Source organism: Blautia sp. DFI.1.216, assembly GCF_020594215.1.
GTDB lineage: Bacteria > Bacillota > Clostridia > Lachnospirales > Lachnospiraceae > Blautia_A > Blautia_A wexlerae.
Genome location: NZ_JAJDML010000135.1, coordinates 1 through 1,379 on the forward strand (window position 1 = coordinate 1; position 1,379 = coordinate 1,379).

Consider the following 1,379-nt stretch of genomic DNA (forward strand, 5'->3'; position numbering starts at 1 on the left):
GGCAATCTGGAATGAATTTTGGCTACGTTACTGTGAACGGAGTGAACAGTAACATCGGAGCGGATAAAATAAAGAATAATATGCGAAAATACAGAAAGAAGGCGTGGATCTATGAAGTATGAGAGTTCTTTTAAATCAGAAGCAGACGGGCTTGAGATTTCGGTCATGGCACTGATACCGGATAAGAAACCTTATCGTGCAGTTGTACAGCTGGTTCATGGAATGAGTGAGCATAAAGAGAGATATATTCCGTTTATGCAGTATCTGGCAAAACTTGGATATGTGGTGGTGATTCATGATCACAGAGGACATGGAAAAAGTGTAAAACATCAGGATGATCTCGGCTTTACATACGGTGGGGGAGCACAGGCGATGCTTCAGGATATCCGAACAGTGAACAGGAAAATCCATGCATACTATCCGGAACTTCCGCTGATCCTGATGGGGCACAGTATGGGCTCGCTGGCAGTGAGGGCATTTGTGGCAGAACATGACAGCTGCGTAGATATGCTGATCGTGTGTGGTTCTCCAAGCTACAATACTGCCATGCCTCTGGGAGTTGCCATTGCAAAGACAGAGAAAGCAGTCTTTGGACCGAGACACAGAAGTAAACTTATCGAAACAATGTCATTTGGTGCAGGGGCAATGAAATTCCGAAAGGATAAGAGGTGTACAGCTTGGATCTGTTCTGATCCTGATGTGGCGAAAGAATATGAGGAATCCGAATTGTGTGGTTTCACTTTTACGGACGATGCGTATCTGGCATTATTTGAACTGATGAAGCGTGCCTATGATGTGGAGCATTTTTCCTGTACAAATCCAGATATGCCGGTACTGTTTGTAAGTGGGGCTGAGGATCCCTGTCTGATCAATGTGCGCCATTTTGCAAAGACAGTGCGGGCTATGCGACGGGCCGGTTATAAAGATGTAAAGGGGAAACTGTATCCGGGAATGCGTCATGAAATCCTCAACGAGATCGGCAGGGAGCAGGTTTATCATGATATTGCTGTCTATATGAGAAAAAAAGGTTTCTGAGTGGATGTATAAAATGGAGAGATATCCGGTTAAACTATAACGATCTGTAACTATTTGTTGTTTGATGGCTGCGAATTGCTATAGAACCATTAAAATCCATTTTAAGAGAGGAGAACCGGATATTGGGAAAAAACAAAATGATATTGTTGCTGATACTTGTTTTCAGCATTGGCTGTGCAGGCTGTACGGAGAAAAATCCGGCGGCAGAACAGGGAGAACTTGTAAAAAATGAGAGACTGTCGGAGCAATTCGGCAGTCTTTCTCGCTGTTAAGGTATAAGACTTTACGTTTGAATAATTGTGCGTCGCATTCTCGTTACTTTAGCCTGCAAATAAAAAGTCAAT

The 1,379-nt window shown here is 43.4% G+C and carries 2 protein-coding genes; both read left to right on the forward strand.

All coding sequences use genetic code 11. The features are described from left to right. Window positions 1-111 precede the first annotated feature (111 nt). The gene (locus tag LJE11_RS19025; protein ID WP_008705758.1) at window positions 112-1,035 is read left to right on the forward strand and encodes an alpha/beta fold hydrolase; all 924 of its coding nucleotides are present in this window, start codon (window positions 112-114) and stop codon (window positions 1,033-1,035) included. Window positions 1,036-1,157: 122 nt separating this feature from the next. Then, the gene (locus LJE11_RS19030; RefSeq protein ID WP_155513426.1) at window positions 1,158-1,307 is read left to right on the forward strand and encodes a hypothetical protein; all 150 of its coding nucleotides are present in this window, start codon (window positions 1,158-1,160) and stop codon (window positions 1,305-1,307) included. Window positions 1,308-1,379: the final 72 nt, after the last annotated feature.